Origin of the sequence: Aurantimonas aggregata, from assembly GCF_010500835.1 — a bacterium.
In the GTDB taxonomy this organism is placed as follows: domain Bacteria; phylum Pseudomonadota; class Alphaproteobacteria; order Rhizobiales; family Rhizobiaceae; genus Aurantimonas; species Aurantimonas aggregata.
On sequence record NZ_JAAAMJ010000005.1, the window covers coordinates 206258 to 225198 of the forward strand.

The following is an 18941-nucleotide window of genomic DNA, read 5'->3' on the forward strand; positions in this document are numbered from 1 at the left end:
GGCTACGAGGCATCTCGGTCTGCTGCCGAGAGAGCCATAATGCTGAACCCCAACCTTGCACAGGCACAGGCCGTGCTCGGTGACATCACGATGTTCTGGGACCGGAATTACGACACCGGGCTGGGCTTGTCTGAGAGGGCGCTGGCAATCGACCCCGACGATACGCTGGCGAGACACTGGCACGCTGCGGCGCTGATGGGCGTGGGCCGATACGAGAAGGCGGCCGCCGAGATCGCCGTGGCGCGGGAACGCGAGCCGATGTCGCGCTCGATAATTGTAACGAGGGCGATGATCCTCCTCGGCCTCGGTCATCACGAAGAAGCGCGGGACACGCTGCGCCAGCTCGCCGCGAACGAACCCGGCTATCGATCGCCTTATCGCTTCCTGGCATTCGCCGAACTCGCACGAGGTGATCACTTGCCTTATCTCCAGGCGTGGGAAACGCGCTTCACCCTTAGGGACGACGATAACGGGCGCGCCGTGATCCGTGCGGGGAGACTGGCGTATGAAGGCTTGGGTGCCGATGGAATCGCAGAAGCCATGCTAGCGGCCGCGAGGGAACTGCCGGAAGGCACCATCGAGCCGTATTTCCTCGCGCATCTGCTTGCTTTGGCAGGCGATGGAGAGGGCGCCGCGGCACAACTCGGACTCATAGAGACTCGCTAGGCCTTCTATTATGGCATCGATCCGGCATTCCGCAGCCTGCGTCGAGATGCCCGCTTTTTGCAGGCGGTGGGCGACGCGGGTTTACCGATTATCCCCGGACCCTAAGATGGCCGCTAAGGTAGCAGTTGTCACCGATCATCTCTAATGATCGGCTTGAGAGGCAGGTGCCGGTCTGAGCAGTACGTCAGGGAATACACCCCCGCGTGCGATCCGAAGTAGGAGGCCCGTCAAGCCAACGTGGTTTGATCCGGCGTGCAAATTTGACGGACGTTTGAAAACGCGGATGTCTGCTTCTAGGAGCGCATCATCATGGCGCCAGTGGCTGAAGTGGGCGCGGAGCTGCCGTTACCGTCCCGCCGACGCATCTTTCGGACGCGGCAGCTAACGGCCTCACGTCAATCGGTAGTCCGCTGCCATAATTAACATATAAAATTACCATAGTGCCATAAAATAACGCTATAAATCTAACCCGTCACACCATACGCACTAAATTGCAGCTCCATTCCTATCGAAGAGGTTAGGTTTCTTGTTCTTACGGTCCGACCACCGATCTGGCCGTTCGAATTTTTTTTGTTTTATTCTCGACGGTCAGGCACATCTCGACGGTACCCGCGCATGGGCGTCGGCGAGAAGGTCGCGACGATGCTGGCGCGGATCATTCACTAGCTCGCCACCAACTCGGTTAAAGGTGCGTTCGGAAATCGTGCTGATGACGATGCAGTAGGAGAGAGCGTGCCGGTCGTCTGAACGCAGATGCCTTCGAGGATCCGCGACGAGTGCGGCCTGCCTCACGCCGTAATGGGCTGGTGGTTCTCCGGCCGCGCCCGGTCGAATGCCTCTGTGGCGAGACAGGCCGCTTCCACCGCCACGCATTTCGGATAGGCGCCGACTTCCACGCCCCAGCGTCGGGCATTGTAGAACTGCGGAATGAGGCAAAGATCGGCGATGCTTGGCGCCTTGCCGACGCAATAGGGTCCCCTCGGATCTATGCAGGCTTCCACGGCGGCGAGTCCCCTCGCCATGACGAACCGGTTCCAGTCGACCCTCGCGTCCTTCCCGCCCATCGCCTCGACCCGCGACAGCACCGACGGATTGCAGAGAGGATGGATGTCCATGGCGATGATCGTGGCGATCTGCATCGCCCGCGCCCGGCATGCAGGATCAGTTGGATGGATCGAAGGCGCCGGCGCCTTCGCCTCAAGCCAGTGGAGGATGGCGAAGGACTGGCTGAGCGCGAGGTCGCCGTCCACCAGCACCGGCAGGAAGCCTTGCGGGTTAAGCGCCGTGAAGGCAGCGCCGCGATGCTCGCCCGCGAGGATGTCGACGGGCACGAGTTCAGCGGCGAGGCCCTTGAGGTTGAGGGCGATCCGGACGCGGTAGCTCGCTGAGGACCGCCAGTAGTGGTAGAGCTTCATCGCCCCGTCAGGCAGCCTCTTCGAGCGTCTGCTCGATGGCGCCGAAGATCGAATGGCCGGACTGGTCGGCCATCTCGATGCGGACGGTGTCGCCGAAGGCCATGAAGGGCGTCTTCATCGCGCCGCTTTCGATCGTCTCGACCATGCGGATCTCGGCGAGGCAGGAATAGCCGACGCCGCCGGCTGCGATCGGCTGTCCCGGCCCGCCGTCCCTGCCCTTGTTGGAAACCGTTCCCGAGCCGATGATCGTGCCGGCCGCAAGCGGCCGGGTTCGCGTAGCATGGGCAATGAGCTTGGGAAAATCGAAGGTCATGTCGGCGCCGGCATCTGCCTTTCCAAAGGGATCCCCATTCAAGGCGACGAGAAGCGGCAGCGACAGCCTGCCGCCGTCCCAGGCCGAGCCCAGCTCGTCCGGCGTCACGGCCACCGGCGAAAAGGCGGAAGACGGCTTGGCCTGAAAGAAGCCGAAGCCCTTGCCGAGTTCGCCAGGGATCAGGCTGCGAAGGGACACGTCATTGACCAGCATGACGAGACGGATCGCGTCACGGCAGGTGGTCTCGTCCGCGCCGAGCGGGACGTCGCCCACGACGACTGCGATCTCGGCCTCGAAGTCGACGCCCCAGCCCGGCACCGCCTCGGCGGGGAAGCGGATCGGGTCGCGCGGTGGCAGGAAGCTGTCAGAGCCGCCCTGATACATCAGGGGATCGGTCCAGAAGCTTTCCGGCATCTCGGCGCCTCGCGCCCTCCGTACCAGTTCGACATGGTTCACATAGGCCGAACCATCCGCCCACTGATAGGCGCGCGGCAGCGGCGAGTGGGCATCGCGCTCGTGGAAGCGCTTGGTCGGCTGGCCGCCCGTCTCGATGCCTTCGGCGACGGCCAGCAGACGCGGCGCGACGTGCTCCCAGTCGTCCAGCGCCGCCTGCAGGGTGCGGGCGATGTGCGGCACCTCCGAACAGCGGGTGAGATCCTTCGAAACGATCACCAACCGGCCGTCGCGTGTCGTGTCCTTCAAGGTGCCGAGTTTCATGCCGTCCTCATTTCACGCCGGGGGTGCCGTCGAATTTCTTGTCGAGACTGGTCCAGCAATCGACGTAGTCGTCCTGCAGCGGCGCCTCTTTGGCGGCCCAGGCGGTCAGCTGCTGGGGAAAGCGGGTCTCGAACATGAAGCTCATGGTCTCGTCGAGCTTCTCTGCCTTCAGTTCGGCGTTCGAGGCGCCCTCGAAGGCGTTGCGGTCCGGCCCGTGGGGCAGCATGCAGTTGTGCAGGCTCATGCCACCGGGCACGAAGCCCTTCGGCTTGGCGTCGTAGACACCGTAGATGTTGCCCATCAGCTCGCTCATCACGTTCTTATGGTACCACGGCGGGCGGAAGGAATGTTCGGCCACCATCCACCGTTCGCGAAAAAGAACGAAGTCGATGTTGGCCGTCCCCTCGACGCCCGATGGCGCGGTGAGCACCGTGAAGATCGACGGATCGGGATGGTCGAAGAGGATCGCGCCCACCGGCGCATAGTTTCGAAGATCGTATTTCCAGGGTGCGTAGTTGCCGTGCCAGGCGACGACGTCGAGGGGTGATTGATCGATCGCCGAGCGGTGGAAGCTCCCGCACCACTTGATCGTCACCGTGCTCGGCGTGTCGCGGTCCTCGAAGGCGGCAAACGGCGTCTTGAAGTCGCGCGGATTGGCCATGCAGTTCGCGCCGATCGGGCCGCGGTTCGGCAGGTCGAACTTCTGGCCGTAGTTCTCGCAGACGAAACCGCGGCACGGCCCCTCCAGCACCTCCACCCGATAGACGAGGCCGCGCGGCAGGACGCAGATCTCCTTCGGCTCGACGTCCATGACGCCGAGCTCAGTGGTAAAACGCAGCCGCCCCTCCTGCGGCACGACAAGAAGCTCGCCGTCGGAGGAGTAGAAGTATTCGTCGACCATCGAAGTGGTGACGAGATAGACGTGCGCCGCCATGCCCGTCTGGGTGTTGACGTCGCCGGCGGTCGTCACCGTGCGCATGCCGGTGATCCAGGTGAACGGCTCCGTCGAATGCGGCACCGGGTCCCAGCGATACTGGCCGAGCGAAATCACGTCTGGATCGATATTCGGCGCGCTCTTCCACAGCGGCACGGCGATCTTCTCGAAGCGCCCGATGTGCCTCACCGAGGGCCGGATGCGATAGCACCAGGTCCGCTCGTTCTGGCCGCGCGGCGCGGTGAAGGCGGTGCCCGATAGCTGCTCGGCATAAAGGCCGTAGGCGCATTTCTGCGGGGAGTTCTGGCCCTGCGGGAGAGCGCCGGGCAACGCCTCGGTCTCGAAGTCGTTGCCGAAGCCCGGCATGTATTGGGCGGTGCGATCCATCCTCGCCTCCCCGGTTCGCTTGCTTGTGGACTCGTTGGCCGAAAGGCTATTGGTCCAAATTGTAACCATCAAGGGCGAGCCCACACGGCATGCATCTCGACGACTTCGTCCCCTACCGCCTCAACATCATCGCCGAGCTGATGAGTCGGCGGGTGATGCCGGTCTATCGCGACAGCGAGGGGATGACGCGGCCGGAATGGCGGGTGCTCGCCCATCTCGCCCGGCTCGGCACCGCGACGGCGAAGGAGCTCGGCACCGCCAGCGCCATGCACAAGACGAAGGTCAGCCGGGCCTTGCAGGATCTGGAGACGCGGCGCTGGATCAAGCGGTCGAGGAGCGAGGAAGACCGGCGGTTCAATCAGGTCGAGATCACGCCCGTCGGCCGCAAGGCGCACGACACGATCTTCCCGCAGATGGTCGCGCTGTCCGACGCGGTTCTCGCCGATCTGACACCGGAGGAACGGCGCACCGTCGAGCAGGCCCTGACGGCCTTCGAGCGGGTGCTCGACGCACCCTCATTGCGCTGAATCGGACGAATAGCCGAGCCTTAAGGATAGGCCTTTCGCCGCCTTGCGGACGGCGCCCGCGACCGGACCGGCGAGCGCGGCGTCGAACGCCGCCGACGGCCCGAGCGTCGTCAACACCCCCGCCAGACTGCCCCGGTCGTCGAAGACGGGCGCGGCGACCGCAGAGATGCCCGGCAGGAGCAGCCCCTCGATCTGGACCATGCCCTTAGTGGCCACGCCGACCGCGATCGTGCTCCGCAATTGCTCGGCTCCGGCCACGTCGATGCCGTGCTCCGCGGCCAGCCGCCGCACGACCGGCAGGGGCGATCCGAACGCGCAGACGACGCGGCCAGTGGCGGAGGTGGCGAGAGGCAAGATCGAGCCCGGCCGGACGTTGACGACGACGGCGTCGAGTGCCTCCGACTGTCGCACCACGGTCGCCCCGCCATCGCCGAACACCGCACAGAAGGCCGAAAATCCGGTCTGGTCGCGGATGCTTTCAAGGTATTCCCCGGACAGAGCCACGACATCCATCTGCCGCAACGCCGAGAGTCCGATCCGCATCGCACCGGTGCCGAGCCGATAGACGCCGGACGGCTCCTGCTCGGCAAGCCCCGCGGCGATCAGTCCGATGAGATAGCGATGCGCCTTGGCCGGAGCGATCCCAGCGGCCCGGGCGACGTCTCCCAGCTGCGAGGCCCGGCCGAGACCGGAGAGCGCGTAGAGGACCGCAGCTGCCGTCTCTACCGACTGCACCCCGCGCCGAGCCTCTGACGGCCCGCCATCCGGCTCCTCGCGATCCGTCGGCATGCACCTCTCCATTGACATCTGCGTAACCTAATATCACCGATGCGTAATCGGGAGGAAGTTCATGACCGCATCGCTCGGCGGCGCACTCGCGCCTGATCTTTCGCGGGTCGAAGGTCCGGCGGACGGTGACGGCGTCGCGCTACCGACGGAGAGTTTCGACCTCCGCGCCCTGCCCGCCGTCTTCCACGACGATCCCTACCGGACCTATCGCGCTCTTCGGGACACGGAGCCGGTCAAGCGGTTGCCGGACGGACAGGGCGTGTTCCTGACCCGGCACGCGGACTGCCTCGCGGTCTACAAGGACACGCGCCTCTTCACCTCGAGCAAGAGCGAGGAGTTCCGGCCGAAATTCGGCGCGACGCCGCTCTACGAGCATCACACGACGAGCCTCGTCTTCAACGATGCGCCGCTGCACACGCGGGTCCGCAAGATCATCGCCGGCGCGCTGACGCCGCGCGCGATCGCCGCGATGGAAGACGGACTTCGCGCGCTAATCGGCGAACTGGTTGACCGGCTGCGGGAAAAGGCCGCCGATGGCCAGACGGTGGATCTCATCGAGGATTTCGCTGCCGCCATCCCGGTGGAGATCATCGGCAATCTCCTCGCCGTTCCCCATGCCGAGCGGGGTCCCTTGCGCGACTGGTCGCTGGCAATCCTCGGAGCGCTCGAGCCGGTGCTGACCGACGCGCAGCTGGCGCGCGGCAACGCCGCCGTGACTGAGTTCATCGCCTATCTGACGGGGCTTGTCGCCGAGCGGCGGATGAACCCGGGCGATCCGGCGACGGACGTCCTGACGCGGCTGATCGAGGGCGAGGCCGGCGGCGAGACGCTGAGCGCGTCAGAGCTCCTGCAGAACTGCATCTTCATTCTTAATGCCGGGCACGAGACCACCACCAACATGATCGGCAACGCGCTAGTGCTGCTCAGCGAATGGCCGCAGGAGCGCACCCGGCTGATCGCCGATCCGTCGCTGATGCGCACCGCCGTCGAGGAGGTGCTGCGCTTCGAAAGCTCGAACCAGCTGGGCAATCGCGCGGCCTCGGAAGACTGCGAGATCGGCGAAACCCCAATCCAGGCCGGAACGAGCATAACGCTCTGCATCGGCGCGGCAAACCGCGACCCGCAGGCCTTCGCCGACCCGGACCGCTTTGACGTCGGGCGGCAGCCGAACCGCCACCTGGCCTTCGGAATGGGTCCACATCAGTGCGCCGGCATGAATCTCGCCCGGCTCGAAGGGCGGATCGCGCTGGAGATGTTTCTCGCGGCGTTCCCCGACTATCGTCTCGCCGGCCCCCCGGTCAGAGGCGGTCGGGTCCGGTTTCGCGGCTACCAGTCGATCCCGGCGGAGCTGACGCCGCAGATGGTACGATAGACAGTTACAAAAGCTGCGACCAAAAATGGCGGGGTGGTCCCACCGCCGACAACAGGCAGATTTCTCGGGAGGAAACATGCTCAAGACCTTCGGGCGCGCCGCGCTCTGTTCGCTCGTCTCGGCCGCCGCGCTGACGGCGGGTTCCGCGTCGGCAGAGACAAAGCTGAAGCTCAGCCACTATCTGCCGCCGGTTCACGGCATCCAGACTGACTTCGTCAAGCCGTGGACGGAGGACGTGTCGAAATGCACGGGCGGAGAGGTGACCTTCGACGTCTATCCCGGGGGCACGCAGCTCGGCAACGTCGCAAAGCAGCAGGAGCAGGTGCTGGCCGGCGTTGTCGATCTCGCGGTCGGTCTGAGCGGCATACCGCGCGGGCGCTTTCCCAGGACCTCGATCGTCGAGATGCCGTTCCTGACCAGGGATGCGGGCGCCGCGAGCCAGACCCTCTGGGAACTTTATCCAGAGCACCTCTCCGACGAGTACAAGGGGCTGAAGGTGCTGGCCCTCTTCGCCCACAATGGCGGTCTGATCCACACGACCGACAAGAAGGTCGAGACGATGGACGGCCTCAAGGGCCTGCGCATCCGCACGCCGAGCCCAGCAATCTCCGACATGCTCACCTACCTCGGCGCGACGCCCCAGGGCCTGCCGCCCGGCGAGGTTTATGAGAGCCTGCAGAAGGGTGTGATCGACGGCACCGTGTTTCCGTGGGATCCGGTTGCCTCTTTCGGCCTCAACGAGGTGCTGAAGTATCATCTCGATGCTGGGGCCTATACGGTGCCCTTCTTCTTCGTGATGAACCAGCGCAAATATGACGCCCTGCCCGAAAATGTGCGCGCCTGCATCGACAAATATTCCGGCGAGGCCCTGGTATCGAAGATCGGCGACTGGTGGGACAAGTGGGACGCGGTCGGCCGCAAGCAGGCGGAAGACGCTGGCCACGTCATCTCCAAGCTCAGCCCCGAGGAGCGCGGCCGCTGGCGCGAGGCGCTGAAGCCGATGATCAGCGCCTACCTTGCCAAGGTGAAGTCGTCGGGCGTCGACAATGCCGACGACATCTACAAGGTGATGCAGGACACGATCGCCAAGTATGAGCAGTGATCCCGCGAAAGCCGCGGAAGACCGTCCGCCGATCCTCGGCGGTGGGCGGCACGGACGGCATCCCTTGGCGCTGCGCGTGCCGCGCATGGTGGTGACGGGAGCCGCGGCCTGCGGCTTCCTCGCCTATGCGGCGGCGGCCCTTCTCACCGTCGCCGACATCGTCGGACGGCGGTTCTCCCTGCCGGTCCCCGGCGTCGTGGATCTCGTCCAGCTTTTCGTCGTCGCCGGCGCTTGGCTGGTCATCCCGTTCGCCTTCCTCGTGGGAGCGCATGTCGGCGTCGACCTCCTGGTCGAGACGATGCCCCGTCCGCTGCGGCGGGGTCTTCGCGCGGTCGCGAGCCTTGTCGCCATCGCGCTGCTCGGTCTGATCCTGTGGAACTGCTACCAGACCTTCCAGCAGCAGCTCCTCTTCGGCGACCGGTCCCAGCAGCTCGGCATTCCGATCGTCTGGTACTGGATCCCGCTTCTCGTCGGGGCCGCCCTGTCGATCATGGCGTCGTTCCTGACGCTGTTCGATCCCCCGCAAGGTGTCCCGCCGGCATGAGCGCCACCCTCCTCGGCTTTGCAGGCTTCGTCTGCGCCCTCGTGATGATCGCCTTCGGCCTGCCGGTTGCCGTCGCAATGGGCGTCGTCGGCACGGCCGGATTCTGGTGGCTCAATGGCTGGAGCGGCGCAGCCTTTATTCTCGGCTCTTCGCCCTTCGAGGCGATCTTTCCCTATTCGCTCAGCGTCATTCCGCTGTTCGTGATGATGGGCGTCTTCGCGGCGCGGGCCGGCCTGTCCCGCTCCCTGTTCGACATGGTGACGAGCTTTCTCGGCCATGTGCGCGGCGGCCTCGCCGTCACGGCGGTCGGGGCCTGCGCGATCTTCGGCGCGATCTGCGGCTCGTCGCTGGCGACCGTTGCCACCATGGGCCGCGTCGCCATCCCCGAGATGCGCTCGCGCGGCTATGCCGACTCGCTCTCCTCCGCCTCGATCGCAGCCGGAGGAACCCTCGGCGTCCTCATCCCGCCGTCGATCCTTCTTGTCATCTACGGCATCCTCACCAACACCTCGATCGGCCAACTTTTTATCGGCGCGATCATCCCCGGCATCGTCGGCGCGGTCCTCTACGGCCTCGCCATTGTCGTCCGGGTTGCGATCACACCGGATCTTGCTCCGCAGACGCCGCGCATGGCCTGGCGCCACCGGCTGTCGACCATCCGCCGGGTCTGGGGGGTCGTCCTGCTGTTTTCGCTAGTCATCGGCGGCATCTATCTCGGCTGGTTCTCGCCGACCGAGGCTGCTGCCGTCGGCGCCGTCGGAGCCTTCGCTCTGGCGCTCCTGTCCGGCGAGATGGACCGCCAGGCGCTGTGGAGCTCGGTTACGGAAACCGCGGCGCTCACCGGCATGATCTTCTTCATCTTGATCGGCGCCTCGCTGTTCAACTATTTCCTCGAGACCACCGGCGTCCCTGCGGCGCTGATCGCCGCGATCAAGGACACCGGCCTCGGCCCGCTGGCCGTGCTTCTCCTGATCATCGCCTTCTACGTGGTTCTGGGATGCTTTATGGATTCCATGTCGATGATCCTCCTGACCGTCCCCTTCCTCGCCCCGGTGGCGGTGGAGATGGGCTATGACATGGTCTGGTTCGGCATCATCGTCGTCACTGTCGCCGAGATCGGGTTGATCACACCGCCGATCGGCATGAACCTCTTCGTCGTGCAGTCGACGGTCCCGGGCATAACGCAGCGCACCGTCATAGCCGGAATCCTTCCGTTCATCCTGGCGGATTTCGTCCGTCTCACGGTGATCGTCGCCCTGCCGATCCTGACGCTGTGGCTTCCTTCGCGCATGTTTGTGGGCTAAATGCGTCGTCCGTGAACGACGGCGAAGTCGCTGAAGTGGCGGGCTGATTGGCTGCGGTGAAGAAATGTTTCTTACCGGTTTGATGCTATGCTTCGAAAAACTGGCAAGCGCTGTCGAGGCTGCCGGAGCCGAACTAATGTCTCGCCGGTGTGATGATGATCCGATCACAGCACGGCGGAGACGGACGGCGCGAGCGGGCGCTGGGCGTCGCACCGACGACTCCGCCGCCCAAGCCGCAGGGCATCACTACCCTCAGCGGCCGAACCTGAACGCTCAGCTGTCCGCCGAATTGACTTCCCGCTCTCCCGGTACGAATAGAGGGCATCCGAGGGGTGCACTGGGTAGTGCTGAGACGGCCGTATGGCCGAACCCTTGAACCTGATCCGGGTCATGCCGGCGTAGGAACGGGATCTTGGGCACGTCAGCTTTATCCAGCCACTTGTCGGCCTATAGGGCTGCTGCTCGAGTTCTGGGCGAGAAGGAAGCGTTTCGCTTGGCTCTCTGCGCCACGGCAGGGAACTCGGCAGCTGGCGTTCGTCCTCCCGATGATGCCGAGAATTTCTCGGCCCTGGCTTCTATCCGTGATCGCAGGGATCCGCCGTCGCGTCGGCGCAATCGTCCTCATGGTCGGGGAAAGTTCCTGCCCGGGAATGGGCCGGCCAAATGAGTCGGGTTCTGACGAACTTGCTCAGCGGAACATTGGCGGTATTCGTTCTTTGGCAGATATCGATTCTCGTCCTGTCGCCCCCGGCCTACATGATGCCGGCCCCGCTCGACGTGCTCGCGACGCTGTTTGACCGTCGCGCTTTCCTCCTCCACCATTCCGGTATCACGCTACTGGAGATCGCCCTCGGGATGTTCTTTGGCACCCTGGCGGGTGTTGTCATCGCGCTGGCCGTCACCTCGCTCCCCGGCATGACTCAGATCGTCTGGCCGATGATCTTGGTGCTGCAAGCGCTGCCGGTCTTCGCTATCGCGCCGCTCCTCGTCCTCTGGTTCGGCTTCGGCCTCGCCTCCAAAGTCGTCATGGCGGGCCTTATCATCTTTTTTCCAGTGGCTTCCGCATTCGCCGACGGTCTTCGCCGGACCGACCCGACATTGTTGGAGGAAGCGGAGCTCTCTGGCGCAGATCGCTGGCAGATTCTGCGCCTTGTCCGGATTCCCCTGGCGCTGCCGGCGCTTGTAACCGGGTTGCGGGTGGCAGCACCGCTCGCCCCGCTCGGGGCTGTGATTGGAGAATGGGTAGGCGCCTCCGGAGGCTTAGGTTTCATCATGCTTCAGGCCAACGCCCGAATGCAGGCCGACATCCTCTTTGCCGGGCTGCTTATCCTGGCCGTCATAACCCTCGTCCTGCGCTTCCTCGTCGACGAACTCGCCGGGCTGCTGGTGCCATGGGCGAAGGAAGCAGAATGAAACTCAAACGAAAGCCCAGAGGAGAACTCCAATGATCCGAAGCCTCGTTCTCGCCGCATGCCTTGTTCTCGCAGGTCTTGCCAACGTCTCCGCTGCACAAGCGCAAGATGCTGGCCCCGACAAGCTGACGGTGCTTTTGGAATGGTTCATTAATCCCGATCATGCGCCGCTGGTGATCGCCGAGGAGCTGGGCCTATTCGAGGAAGAGGGTCTGGTTGTCGAACTGATCGCGCCGTCGGATCCCTCGGCGCCGCCGCGCCTAGTCGCTGCAAGCCAGGCCGAGATCGCTATCCACTACCAGCCGAACCTTTATCTCGACCATGCGGCCGGGTTGCCGCTGAAACGCTTCGGCACACTGATCGAAACGCCGTTAAACACGGTGACCGTGCTGGCGGACGGGGGCATCCAGAATCTCGCGGACCTGGAAGGCAAGCGGATCGGCTTTTCGGTCTCTGGCTTTGAGGATGCGATGCTCGGCCGCATGCTCGCTTCCGAAGGCGTCTCGGCCGAAGACATCGAGCTCATCAACGTAAATTTTGCGCTGACCACATCACTGATCTCGGGTCAGGTCGACGCGACAATCGGAGGCTTTCGCAATTTTGAGCTGACGCAGATGAAACTCGCAGGGGCGGAAGGTCGCTCGTTCTTTCCCGAGGAGCATGGCGTCCCGATCTACGATGAGCTCATCTACATCACGCATGACGACCTCGTCGCCGACGACCGGCTGCCGCGCTTCTTGGCAGCCGCGGAAAAAGGCGCGATCTATCTGACCAATCATCCGGAGGAAGCCTGGCAGCTGTTCATCAAGGCCCATCCTGACCTCGACGACCCACTGAACCGGCAGGCGTGGATCGACACGCTGCCACGCTTCGCCAAGCGCCCGGCTGCCCTAGACCGGGGGCGCTACGAGCGCTTCGGTTCCTTCATGGCCGAGTCAGGGCTGATCGAGACCGCGCCCGCGGTGGACGCTGTGGCGATTGCGGTCTGGTAACTGTCCATCTGGTCAAGGAATCGGTCGCGCGACTGGCCGGTGAGAGCTAGGGCTCCTAACGCCCGAGCTCTCTCTGGATGGCTGTGCGATTCTCAGCCGAGATCGATCTCGCCTTCCACCACATGGTGCAAATCTGTCCCGTCCGCTGTAATCACCGCTTTCACGGTCAAACGGCCACGGCCCGCCAATCCGCCTTCTTGCACGGCCTTCTCGATAGCTCCTTGCGACGTCACGCCAACCTGCTTCAGAAATTTGCGCATGGAGACGTTGAAGGGGTCGGTTTCCATATTTTGCGTCATGCAAACTACCTCGAGATTATGACGGTGCGGCGTCACCATACGCCGCAGTTTCCGGCAAAGCCAAGCGCCGCCGTTCGCGCTAGCGTTATCAAGTTCGGGAGTATCCTCCCGAACTAAGCGCTCTGCCTCGGCCAGCTCTGAAACACGCCCCGCGGCAGTTCTTTGCCTCGGCGCGGGGACGTCTATGCGACCGTCGAGGCCGCGGCTACAGGGCTGGATCGGAAGCCGGATCCTTCGCCTTCCCGGTCGCAGGCTGATCCTCACGCTTCTGCGTTTCGGCGTCCTCATACCCCATCGCTTTGCCTGCACTGTCCTTCTTCCCGGGCTTGGCGTTGATTTTGGCATCCCAGCCGCCGGGGGATTCGACTTCCTTGTCGGCCATTGTCATCTCTCCTGACAGGTGACGACAGGCGTGCTCGCCTGAAAGACAGGAAGGATCTTTCGGAACATCGAGTTCCAGACCGAGAGGCATCGAAGGCGCCATGGACGCCTTGCGATGTTCCTTCAAGCTGGTGGCAAAGGAATGTCGATCGTACAGACGACCCCGTCCGGATCGAAAGCAATTCCGACCGTCCCATCCAGCTCCGCGGCCAGGCTGCGTTCGATCAGGCGCGACCCGACGCCCGTGTGCGTCGGCGGCGTTACGGCCGGGCCCCCCGTTTGGTCCATGCGAAGTGCAGACGACGCCCCTGCTCGGATTCGCGGATCGACCAGTCGATCGACACGTACCCGTCTTCGACCGACAGTGAGCCATACTTCACGGCGTTGGTGCACAGCTCATGGAGCGCCATCGCGATCGCCAACGCAGCCTTCGGCGTCAGTAGCGCATAAGGGCCGTCAAGTCGGAAGCGCTCACCGGCATCTCCCTCGTGCGGTCCGACCGCTCGATTGACGATCTGCCGAACCGTAGCTCCTTCCCGGCAGCGTGGGCACAGCGGGCATCGGACCGGACGCTCCGGAACGGATGCGCAGCGCCTCCTCGAGCTCGGCCTTCGCTTCGGGCTGCTTTCCAGCCATGATCTCCCAGACGAGCCTTGCAAAAACCGCGAGGAAGCCTCTTGTGCGCCTCGCATACCGTAAGCAAACGGAGCAAGCACTCGGCCTCAAGCTTCCCAACGTCGTTCGTGACGCGGCTTCGGCGGGGCTTGCACGTTGCGAAATCATCCCCGAATAAATCAGTCTGCTGTCCCAACGGCGTCACTCCCTCTTTCTCAGGAAGAATATAATCCGCTGCACCTGAATATTCTAGGTTTTATTGCTATGTTGAATATGTATATATCCAAAATTTACTATTATAGTTAATCCACTTTAACTTAACTCCATGGAGACTAAGTGCGTTTGCTAATTCTTTTCAATATTTCTCATTCCTTCGCAGCAAGTGTATTTGATTTTCAGCGGCGTTATGAGGCGTCGCCCAAAACTCATACGCGACTCTGGTGCTGACCTACACTCCGTGATACACGACGAAAACTGGACTAGCCGAACTCCCGAGCGAATTCTGAGCGTTAACCAAATAGGCGGGGCGCACATACTTCCTCTCCGCCAGAGCACGCGCTTTCGCTCTCCCAACAGGTACGCCTCAGAACCCCTCAACCGAGAACATTCCGCGAAACCCGGCGTGTATCGGGGGGAGGATTGGGGGAAAGCGTTGCCGGTGCGTTCTCTGTCCCCTGAAATCCGCGGCTGTGGACTGATCACTGGTCACGAGGCTATTCGATGCCACGCAGCCGTTGGTTCCGCAATGCCGTCCAACCGCAACGACGACCTCGCCTCATGGCTCGAACTCGCGAACGCCGATTCATGCGAGAACGCCATCGCGGTGTTGCGTCTGATCGCAAAAGAGACCGACCTGCCATCGCGCGATCTGACAGCGCCCGGGTTAGAGACGATTTCCTGCGGGCCATCGGTTATGCTGACGTCGCCGACGCATGGAATGCTCTTCATAGGGAGTGGGCATGACCGATCAGGAGCGGATAAATCGCCTGGAGCAATATATAAGGGCCGAAGAGAAACAGAGGGACTGGCTGCTCGTGGTGGACTGGTCCGGCGACTGGAGAGACGCGAAGCAGGCCGCAGAGGACAGCGACCGCAAAATCGCGGCGCTCCAATCCCTCATTGCCAGATTGAGGGCGAGAGAGGCGGAAATCTACTGACGCGCCGACCGATCATCATCTCCACGCTGAGCGACTTGGCCGACGCCGGCATGGGCCTCTCTTGGGCGTGCGACGACTGCCATCGCGGGTTCGACCTCACCCTGCCCCGCGCGATTGAGCTATGGGGCCGTGATCAGAAATATGTCGGGTGGCGGGCGCCGGTGAAATGCGCCGGCTGCGGCAGCCGAAACGTCAGCATGCGGGTATTGGCGAACGCCGCGATCAAGCAGGGTACCGGGACCCCGTTCGACCCGTCATGATCCGCCGTCTGATCGCTCTCTTCCTCCGACCCTCCGCCGAGATCCGGCGGCAAGTTACCGCGCTTATTGCTACGCTCGGTCCGCAAGGCGCCTGGCTCAATGCGCGAGACTGCCGACGGGATGCCCAGAAAGACGCCCGCTGGGTGGATGACGCGGAGCTGCAGCGCCGCCGCCGATACTGGACCAGCGTCATGCGTGAGATTGAGCGCCAGACCGGCAAGAGGCATTAATCGCACTAGGTGACACTGGTTCTGGCGCGGTAGTGGGGGACGGCTGTGCTATTGAGGGGGGCGATCCCCACTTTCCGCGTTCGAGGAAAGGGCGTCTCAGGTATGCCCAAAACCAAGAAACCCTCGACGACGCAGCTTCTGCCGAAGCTCTTCTCCATCAACAGATCTATGAGGGCCCTGATGGGCCTCAAACTCGCAGAGATCGGCCTTTATCAGGGCCACGATGAGCTACTCGTGGCCCTCTCCGCGAATACGGGGACCACTGTATCGAGTCTGGCTGATATCCTACAAATTCGCCCCTCGACCATCTCGAAGACGGTGGACCACCTTGTGGCACGAGGTTTGGTGGAACGCACCCGGGATCCAGACGATGCTCGCCTTACCGTCATCTGCATCACTCCTTCCGGCACCGAGATGCAGAGACGGATCAAGGAGGTGTGGCAAGCGGTAGAAGGCGACTTCCAACAGATGCATGACTGGAACCGCGTGGAAGGGGACCTCAGGCTGGTCGAGGAAATCCTGCGCAAATGGCGAAGCAGCTCCTGAATAAACCGCCGCGTCCCCCTCCTTCCGCTCCCCTCGCGCCACGATCTGCAGCGCCTCGTCCGGCGGTGGCGGCCGCACGCATACGCCCCGCCCGCCACAGCCCGCCATACAGTGAAGCGGAGCGCATCGAGTGGTCAGGCACCGGTTTGCCCCGCACGTACAGCGGAGTCTCAGATATATGAGGCACAGGATCGGGCGGTTAAGCCTCGACGTGTGATACCGGACAGGGACGCTATCGAATGCCACGCCAGATCGAGTTTGCCGGCACTGCCGAAGAATGCCGACTTCTGCTCGAGGCCATAAAGGAGCATCCGGGCGTCGCCCGGATCACGCTCCAGCCCTGCGCCTCAGTTTCCCCGCCAGGGGATGTGCTGACGATCGAGTCGGCCAACCAGGCGTCGCTCGAGATCTTCAACATCCTCAGTGACCACGACCTGCTGCGCGCCGGCGCGGTGACTGTCAGCGAGCCGAACGCGACGATCCGTGCTGAAGCGTCGCGTTCGATCAATGAGGAAGGCAACGACGCGATCTGGGAAGAGATCGGCGCGATGATGCGGCAGGACACGAACCCGTCGTTCAACTTTCTGGCGCTGATGGCGCTGGCGGGTGCGGTCGCCGCTTTCGGCATCGTTTCCGACACGATCCATGTCGTCGTCGGCGCGATGCTAATTGCACCAGGATTCGAGCCGCTACTCCGCATCGTCTTCGGAATTGTCAGCGACCGGCAGAGCGTGCTCGCCGGGTTCAAGTCCGTCGCGGCGGGATACCTTGTACTTGCTGTTGCCGCAGGCCTTGCCATGCTGGTCGCGCTGCCGCTGAACGGCAAGACCGCGGCGGACCTGGCCGACGGCCACTGGGCGAACTACTGGTCCAGCATCCAGGGCAGCGGCGTCGCCACCTCGATCCTCGCGGGGGTTGCCGGCGGCGTGATCGTGTCGTCGCGGATGAAGGTCCTCGCCACGGGCGTGATGGTGGCGCTGGCCCTCATACCGAGTATGGCGCTGATCGGGATGGGACTCGCCATGGGCAACATGGAGCTCGCCGGCGGTGCCGCGGCCAGGTGGGCGGTCGAGGTCGCCTGCGTCCTGTTCGGCGGTGGGGCGATTCTCGTGGCGAAACGGTTACTGCTGCACCGGCGGCGGCCAAGTCAGCGCGACGAGCCACGCACCGGGTGAATGGCGCCGCTCCGCAGGGGCGGATCTAAACGCAACTCCGCCCGACGGTCGTTTGTGGGTCACCCGGATCGGTCTTCCTGCCCTCGAGCGCGAACCTCGGCGACGGCATGCCCCATCGCGCCACCGTCAGCTCGCGCACGCCTTCCTCGCCGTTCCGGACGATCGGCGCCGTCGTGTCGGGAAAGACGCCGGGCAGCGGCGGCATGTTGCCGGTCCGGTCCCGCATAGCACGGGTGAACTCGAGGATGGCCGTCTGGCCCTTGGTGATGGAGTATAGATCGCACACCACGGCAGGAGAGCACGGAGCAATGGCGCTGTCGAGACGAGCCTTTGTCTACCGGCATCAGCCGGACCCTGCGAGACGTACGCTGGAGCAGCAGAACCGAATGGCGGCCCGTGCCTTTCATCATCCAGTCGGTCTTCGAACACCGTCCGATGCTACAGGTGTGTCCCAAGCACTCACCATTGGACACTCCATGGCTTCCAGTTCGGCTCCCGCTGAAATCCTTATAAGACGACTTCATCGCTCGACGGGCCTGAACGAGACGGAACTGGCGGACCTGCGAACACTGCCGGCGACCATCCGTGAGATTGGCAAGAATGAGACGATCAGCCGGGAGGGCGATCGCGTCCATCACTGCGTCCTGATCGTCGACGGCTTCCTTGCGAGGTTCCTGGACACGCGCGAGGGCAAGCGCCAGATCCTGTCCTTCTATGTTCCCGCGACATTCCGGACCTGCAGTCACTGCATCTGCCGACCATGGATCACAGTCTCGGCAGCATCGCATCGTCAAAGATCGCGATGATCCCCCACAATGCGCTTTCCGACATCAGCGACCGCAACCCTCGAATTGCTTCGGCCCTTTGGCGGGAGACGCTGATTGACGGCTCTGTCACACGTCGATGGGTGCGCTGCCTCGGCCGACTGAGCGCGCGCCAGCGCGTCGCCCACATGCTGTGCGAGCTCTACGTCCGGCTTGACGCAGTGGGGCTGGCGGACCGGCCGATCCGGCTGATGACGCAGCAGGACATCGGAGATGCGATGGGCCTCACGGTCGTGCAGATCAACCGCACCCTCCGCGATCTGCGCAGCGAAGAGCTGATCACGATCGAGAAGCGGCACCTGACGATCGTGCACAGGGAACGCCTGCAAAAAATCGCGGAGTTCGACCCGTTCTATCTGCACCTCGATCCGGAGGCTCGACACTAGGCGCCCAAGGACATTCTGACGGAGTGACGGGATCAAATGCTGGAGCGGGAGCGTCTACCAGACGAACAGGCAATATCGCCCAGAGGTTCGCATGGCCCGGTATTATTTCGACATCGACGATAATGGCGTCCGTTTCCACGACGAGGACGGCATCGAATGCGAGACTCTGGACGGGGTGCGGGAAGCCGCGATTGATGCCCTTCCGCGGATGGCCTGCGACGCACTGCCGGACGGAGATCACCACGTGATCAGCATCAGCGTGCGCGATCAGACCGACAAACCGGTATTCCACGCGTCGCTGACGCTTGATGCTGGCTGGCACTCACCAGAAAATTGCATAGCTGCGGCAGACAGCGCTACCAGAAGGACAGGCGGCGCGGCAGCTCAAATTGAGCCGCATGTCGAGACCGAGGATCTCCCGCGAACCGTTCTGTAGATACAGCGACAAGCCGCGAGATTTCGCCGTAATACCAACGTGCGCTGATCAGAACTCATGCGCCCAGTCCCGCATTCCGATTGAGATGATTTTCCAGGGCTGATCGACGAGCTTGTTCCAAGCGTCACAGCAGTGGGCGACGATGTCGTCGTAGTCGG

At 63.4% G+C, this 18941-nt stretch carries 21 protein-coding genes and 1 riboswitch; of the genes, 13 read left to right on the forward strand and 8 right to left on the reverse strand.

The window, feature by feature from the left end; all coding sequences use genetic code 11:
- Positions 1-39 precede the first annotated feature (39 nt).
- A complete protein-coding gene (locus GTW51_RS09905) occupies positions 40-666 on the forward strand; it encodes a tetratricopeptide repeat protein (protein ID WP_163043752.1) in 627 nt (208 codons plus the stop codon).
- A gap of 788 nt (positions 667-1454) precedes the next feature.
- Here the strand turns inward: GTW51_RS09905 and maiA are convergent.
- Genes maiA through hmgA form a run of 3 tightly spaced genes read right to left on the reverse strand, consistent with a single transcriptional unit; the run spans position 1455 to position 4432 of the window.
- Entirely contained in the window at positions 1455-2081 is a 627-nt protein-coding gene (maiA, locus tag GTW51_RS09910) for a maleylacetoacetate isomerase (protein ID WP_163043753.1), read from the reverse strand.
- Between the two features lie 7 nt (positions 2082-2088).
- Complete coding sequence (locus GTW51_RS09915) at positions 2089-3111, reverse strand: fumarylacetoacetate hydrolase family protein (protein ID WP_163043754.1); 1023 nt, start codon at positions 3109-3111, stop codon at positions 2089-2091.
- Between the two features lie 7 nt (positions 3112-3118).
- A complete protein-coding gene (hmgA, locus tag GTW51_RS09920; RefSeq protein ID WP_163043755.1) occupies positions 3119-4432 on the reverse strand; it encodes a homogentisate 1,2-dioxygenase in 1314 nt (437 codons plus the stop codon).
- 89 nt (positions 4433-4521) lie between these two features.
- Between hmgA and GTW51_RS09925 the strand changes: the two genes are divergently transcribed.
- Positions 4522-4959, forward strand: coding sequence for a MarR family winged helix-turn-helix transcriptional regulator (locus GTW51_RS09925; RefSeq protein ID WP_163043756.1), 438 nt, complete (start codon positions 4522-4524; stop codon positions 4957-4959).
- Here GTW51_RS09925 and GTW51_RS09930 read toward each other — a convergent pair.
- Positions 4948-5748 carry an IclR family transcriptional regulator gene (locus GTW51_RS09930; protein ID WP_163043757.1) on the reverse strand — a complete coding sequence of 267 codons (801 nt, stop codon included), beginning with the start codon at positions 5746-5748 and terminating at the stop codon, positions 4948-4950. The genes GTW51_RS09925 and GTW51_RS09930 overlap by 12 nt on opposite strands.
- A 61-nt stretch (positions 5749-5809) precedes the next feature.
- Between GTW51_RS09930 and GTW51_RS09935 the strand changes: the two genes are divergently transcribed.
- The 6 genes from GTW51_RS09935 to GTW51_RS09960 all read left to right on the forward strand — a co-directional run bounded on the left by GTW51_RS09935 (position 5810) and on the right by GTW51_RS09960 (position 12474).
- Complete coding sequence (locus GTW51_RS09935) at positions 5810-7120, forward strand: cytochrome P450 (RefSeq protein WP_163043758.1); 1311 nt, start codon at positions 5810-5812, stop codon at positions 7118-7120.
- 76 nt (positions 7121-7196) lie between these two features.
- The gene (locus GTW51_RS09940) at positions 7197-8222 is read left to right on the forward strand and encodes a TRAP transporter substrate-binding protein (RefSeq protein WP_163043759.1); all 1026 of its coding nucleotides are present in this window, start codon (positions 7197-7199) and stop codon (positions 8220-8222) included.
- A complete protein-coding gene (locus GTW51_RS09945; RefSeq protein ID WP_203566000.1) occupies positions 8212-8766 on the forward strand; it encodes a TRAP transporter small permease in 555 nt (184 codons plus the stop codon). Before GTW51_RS09940 ends, GTW51_RS09945 begins: the two co-directional genes overlap by 11 nt.
- The gene (locus GTW51_RS09950) at positions 8763-10070 is read left to right on the forward strand and encodes a TRAP transporter large permease (RefSeq protein WP_163043760.1); all 1308 of its coding nucleotides are present in this window, start codon (positions 8763-8765) and stop codon (positions 10068-10070) included. The genes GTW51_RS09945 and GTW51_RS09950 overlap by 4 nt, the downstream gene beginning before the upstream one ends.
- A 318-nt stretch (positions 10071-10388) precedes the next feature.
- Positions 10389-10492, forward strand: a riboswitch (TPP riboswitch).
- A 241-nt stretch (positions 10493-10733) separates the two neighbouring features.
- Positions 10734-11483: an ABC transporter permease gene (locus tag GTW51_RS09955; RefSeq protein WP_163043761.1), complete on the forward strand. Its 750-nt coding sequence runs from the start codon at positions 10734-10736 to the stop codon at positions 11481-11483.
- A gap of 31 nt (positions 11484-11514) precedes the next feature.
- Positions 11515-12474, forward strand: a complete 960-nt coding sequence (locus tag GTW51_RS09960; protein WP_163043762.1) for an ABC transporter substrate-binding protein — start codon at positions 11515-11517, stop codon at positions 12472-12474.
- A 92-nt stretch (positions 12475-12566) separates the two neighbouring features.
- On the opposite strand, the gene GTW51_RS09965 is transcribed toward GTW51_RS09960, so the two are convergent.
- The 3 genes from GTW51_RS09965 to GTW51_RS09975 form a co-directional block, all read right to left on the reverse strand.
- Positions 12567-12773 (reverse strand): DUF6494 family protein, encoded by a 207-nt coding sequence (locus tag GTW51_RS09965; RefSeq protein ID WP_163043763.1) that lies wholly within the window; start codon positions 12771-12773, stop codon positions 12567-12569.
- A 205-nt stretch (positions 12774-12978) separates the two neighbouring features.
- Entirely contained in the window at positions 12979-13155 is a 177-nt protein-coding gene (locus GTW51_RS09970; protein WP_163043764.1) for a hypothetical protein, read from the reverse strand.
- 259 nt (positions 13156-13414) lie between these two features.
- Positions 13415-13576, reverse strand: coding sequence for a hypothetical protein (locus GTW51_RS09975; protein ID WP_163043765.1), 162 nt, complete (start codon positions 13574-13576; stop codon positions 13415-13417).
- A gap of 1152 nt (positions 13577-14728) precedes the next feature.
- Here GTW51_RS09975 and GTW51_RS09980 point away from each other — a divergent pair.
- The 3 genes from GTW51_RS09980 (at position 14729) to GTW51_RS09990 (ending at position 17137) form a co-directional block, all read left to right on the forward strand.
- Complete coding sequence (locus tag GTW51_RS09980; protein WP_163043766.1) at positions 14729-14926, forward strand: hypothetical protein; 198 nt, start codon at positions 14729-14731, stop codon at positions 14924-14926.
- A gap of 592 nt (positions 14927-15518) precedes the next feature.
- Positions 15519-15962 (forward strand): MarR family winged helix-turn-helix transcriptional regulator, encoded by a 444-nt coding sequence (locus GTW51_RS09985; protein ID WP_163043767.1) that lies wholly within the window; start codon positions 15519-15521, stop codon positions 15960-15962.
- Positions 15963-16201: 239 nt separating this feature from the next.
- Entirely contained in the window at positions 16202-17137 is a 936-nt protein-coding gene (locus tag GTW51_RS09990; protein ID WP_163043768.1) for a DUF389 domain-containing protein, read from the forward strand.
- Positions 17138-17162: 25 nt separating this feature from the next.
- Here the strand turns inward: GTW51_RS09990 and GTW51_RS23900 are convergent, their stop codons facing one another.
- On the reverse strand, positions 17163-17426 hold the full coding sequence (locus GTW51_RS23900; protein ID WP_246232882.1) for an SOS response-associated peptidase family protein: 264 nt from the start codon (positions 17424-17426) through the stop codon (positions 17163-17165).
- Between the two features lie 471 nt (positions 17427-17897).
- Between GTW51_RS23900 and GTW51_RS10000 the strand changes: the two genes are divergently transcribed.
- Complete coding sequence (locus GTW51_RS10000) at positions 17898-18347, forward strand: Crp/Fnr family transcriptional regulator (protein ID WP_163043769.1); 450 nt, start codon at positions 17898-17900, stop codon at positions 18345-18347.
- A gap of 91 nt (positions 18348-18438) precedes the next feature.
- Positions 18439-18783 (forward strand): DUF6894 family protein, encoded by a 345-nt coding sequence (locus tag GTW51_RS10005; RefSeq protein ID WP_163043770.1) that lies wholly within the window; start codon positions 18439-18441, stop codon positions 18781-18783.
- The last annotated feature ends 158 nt before the right edge of the window (positions 18784-18941 follow it).